Here is a 3,089-nt window from a genome sequence, read left to right on the forward strand (position 1 = left end):
CCTTGTCCGCCTCCCAGGCCCGGGTCTGCGCCGCCTGGGCCCGCGCCGCGGCCTCGCCGAACACATGCGGATGCCGGCGGATCATCTTCTCGGCGATCCCGGCGGCCACCTCCTCGAAGCCGAACCAGCCGCGCTCCTCGGCCATCCGCGCGTGATAGACCACCTGGAACAGCAGGTCGCCCAGCTCGTCGCGCAGCGCGTCCGCATCGCCTTTTCCGATCGCGTCCGCAACCTCATAGGCCTCCTCGACCGTATAGGGAGCGATGGTGGCGAAATCCTGCTCGCGATCCCACGGGCACCCGGTCTCGGGATGCCGAAGCGCTGCCATGACGGCGAGGAGGCGGTCGATCGGTCTGTCGGTCATGCGGTCCCGAAGCTGTGAAGGGTGGTCCCGCGCGGGTCACGGCGGGTTGATGAATGGCCTGCGCGCACCAGAGTAATCTATCGCCCGAGGAGAACAACCATGCACGTCATCCGCAAACCGGACTGGTCCCTGCCCGAAACGGAGGCGACCCCGCCGCATCTGGCGCTCGACCGCCGCGCCGCCCTTGCCACGCTGGGCGGCGCCATGCTCGGCTTCGGCCAGATCGGCGCCGCCCTCGCCGACACCAACGCCGACGCCAACGCGAACGCCAAACCGGGCGACCGCATCTCCGACTACCCGCCCTCCGCCGCGCGTTTCGACCCCGAGCGCAGCCTCACCCCGCGCCACAATGTCGAGACCTACAACAATTTCTACGAATTCGGCCTGAACAAGGACATCTGGCGCAAGGCCCAGAAACTGCCCACCGAACCCTGGACCATCCGCATCGACGGCATGGTGGAAAAGCCCTTCACCATCTCCTTCGACGACCTGATGAAGAAGGTCAGCACCGAAACCCGCATCTACCGCCATCGCTGCGTCGAGGCCTGGTCCCTCGTCGTCCCCTGGGAAGGCTTTCCGCTCGCCGATCTGGTGAAACTGGCCAAGCCGCTCTCGGGCGCGAAATATCTCCGCTTCACCACGCTGTCCGACCCGAAGGTGATGCCCGGCCTGTCGATCCCGTTCTTCCCCTGGCCCTATCACGAGGGCCTGACCATGGCGGAGGCGACGAACGAACTCGCCTTCGTCGGCACCGGCATGTACGGCGCGAAGATGCCCAGGCAGGACGGCGCGCCGATCCGCGTCGTGCTGCCCTGGAAATACGGCTTCAAATCGGCGAAATCCCTCGTCCGCATCGAGTTCGTCAAGGAGCAGCCGGTTACCTTCTGGGAAAAGACCAGCCCGGACATGTACGGCTTCTGGGCCAATGTGAACCCGAAATACCCCACCCTGCGCTGGAGCCAGGCGCGCGAGCGCGTCATCGGCACCGGCGAGGTCGTGCCGACGCAAATCTACAACGGCTACGGCAAATGGGTGGCCCCGCTCTATGCCGGCATGAAGCAGGACAAGAAACTGTTCATGTGACGACCAGCAGCCGGCGGGCGATGCCGATCACCCGCCGCGCCTCGCTCCACAATTCGTAGCGGTCGAACTCCGCCGCCCTGACCCAGGCGATGTCGGTCACGTCATCGCCCGCCACCGCCTCGCCGCCCTGATACAGCCCGGCGAAATCGAGGATGGTGTAGTGAAACTCGATCCGCTGCGCCGCGTCGCGATGGATCGAGTCCACATGCGCGGCCAGCACCAGCGCGCCGGCCTCGAGCCCGGTCTCCTCGCGCAGTTCCCGCCGCGCCGCCGCCTCCGCCGTCTCGCCCAGCTCCTGCCCGCCGCCCGGCAGGCTCCAGGCGCCGCGTGCCGGCTTGCGGCCGCGGCGGATCAGCAGCACCTCGTCGCCGCGCAGCAGCACCACCCCGACGCCGACGCGCGGCGCCTCCGGATAGGCCCGGCTCATCCGGCCACCAGCGCGCGGATCGCGCGGTCCTGCTCGAACAGGTGCAGCAGCACCCGCGCCGCCCGGCCGCGCGGGGTTTCCAGGTGCGGGTCGGTGTCGAGCAGCAGGGTCGCGTCCTTCTGCGCCATCGGAATCAGGTCCTCGTCGCGCTCGGCGTCCGCCAGAAGGTAGCCGGGCAGGCCGGACTGTTTCGCCCCCAATATGTCACCGCCGCCGCGCAGCCGGAAATCCTCGTCGGCGATGCGAAACCCGTCCTCCGTCTCCCGCAGGATCGCGAGCCGCCGCCGCGCCGCCTGGCTCAGCTCGTCGCCATGCAGCAGCAGGCAGAAACTCGCCGCCGCCCCGCGCCCGACCCGCCCGCGCAGCTGGTGCAGCTGCGCCAGCCCGAACCGGTCCGCCCGCTCGATCACCATGACATTCGCCTCCGGCACGTCCACCCCCACCTCGATCACCGTGGTCGAGACCAGGATATCCGCCTCGCCGCGGGCGAAGCGCTCCAGCGCCGCCGCCCGGATCTCGATCGGCTGGCGCCCATGCGCCAGCACCACCCGCGCGCCGAACCGCTCGGCGAGTGCGGCGAACCGCGCCTCGGCGGCGGCGATGTCCATCGCCTCGCTCTCGGCCACCAGCGGACACACCCAATAGACCCGCCCGCCCCGGCGGATCATCCGCGCCACCGCGGCGACGATCTCCTCCATCCGCCCCACCGGGTGCAGCGTGGTGCGGATCGGCTGCCGCCCGGCCGGCTTGGCGAGAATCCGGCTCACACTCATCTCCCCCCAATGCGAGAGCAGCAGCGTGCGCGGAATCGGCGTCGCCGTCATCACCAGCATGTCCGTCGCACTTCCCTTGGCGCCGAGGGCGAAACGCTGCTCGACGCCGAACCGGTGCTGCTCGTCGATCACCGCGAGGCCGAGATCGTGGAACGCGACACTCTTCTGGAAGATCGCATGGGTGCCGACCACGATCGGGATCGACCCATCCGCGAGGCCGGCCAGCACAAGCCGCCGCTCGGCCGCCCGCAGCGAGCCGGTCAGCAGCGCCACCGGCACCGGGCAGAGTTTTTCCAGCGTCGCCAGATGCTGGCGGGCGAGCAATTCGGTGGGGGCGAGCAGGGCGGCCTGTGCGCCGGCCTCGACCACGCGCAGCATCGCCAGCGTCGCCACCAGCGTCTTCCCCGCGCCGACATCGCCCTGCAACAGCCGCAGCATCCGG

The 3,089-nt window shown here is 69.5% G+C and carries 4 protein-coding genes; 1 reads left to right on the plus strand and 3 read right to left on the minus strand.

The features are described from left to right. Window positions 1-364: MazG nucleotide pyrophosphohydrolase domain-containing protein (locus APM_RS10795; protein ID WP_007423408.1), on the minus strand; the 364-nt coding region annotated here is incomplete at its 3' end. 99 nt (window positions 365-463) lie between these two features. On the opposite strand from APM_RS10795, the gene msrP reads away from it, so the two are divergent. Beyond that, the gene (gene msrP, locus APM_RS10800; RefSeq protein WP_007423409.1) at window positions 464-1,447 is read left to right on the plus strand and encodes a protein-methionine-sulfoxide reductase catalytic subunit MsrP; all 984 of its coding nucleotides are present in this window, start codon (window positions 464-466) and stop codon (window positions 1,445-1,447) included. On the opposite strand, the gene APM_RS10805 is transcribed toward msrP, so the two are convergent. Further along, window positions 1,440-1,874, minus strand: coding sequence for an NUDIX hydrolase (locus APM_RS10805; RefSeq protein WP_007423410.1), 435 nt, complete (start codon window positions 1,872-1,874; stop codon window positions 1,440-1,442). The two genes, msrP and APM_RS10805, sit on opposite strands and share 8 nt — an antisense overlap. After that, window positions 1,871-3,089, minus strand: a 1,219-nt coding sequence (locus tag APM_RS10810) for an ATP-dependent DNA helicase RecG (protein ID WP_007423411.1), incomplete at its 5' end; no start/stop codon positions are given. The genes APM_RS10810 and APM_RS10805, both read right to left, overlap by 4 nt.

Source organism: Acidiphilium sp. PM (assembly GCF_000219295.1).
Taxonomy (GTDB): domain Bacteria; phylum Pseudomonadota; class Alphaproteobacteria; order Acetobacterales; family Acetobacteraceae; genus Acidiphilium; species Acidiphilium multivorum.

Excerpts from the sequence above, each read along its gene's own strand:
- msrP (WP_007423409.1), top strand. The coding sequence starts at position 464 with ATGCACGTCATCCGCAAACCGGACTGGTCCCTGCCCGAAACGGAGGCG.
- APM_RS10805 (WP_007423410.1), bottom strand. The coding sequence starts at position 1,874 with ATGAGCCGGGCCTATCCGGAGGCGCCGCGCGTCGGCGTCGGGGTGGTG.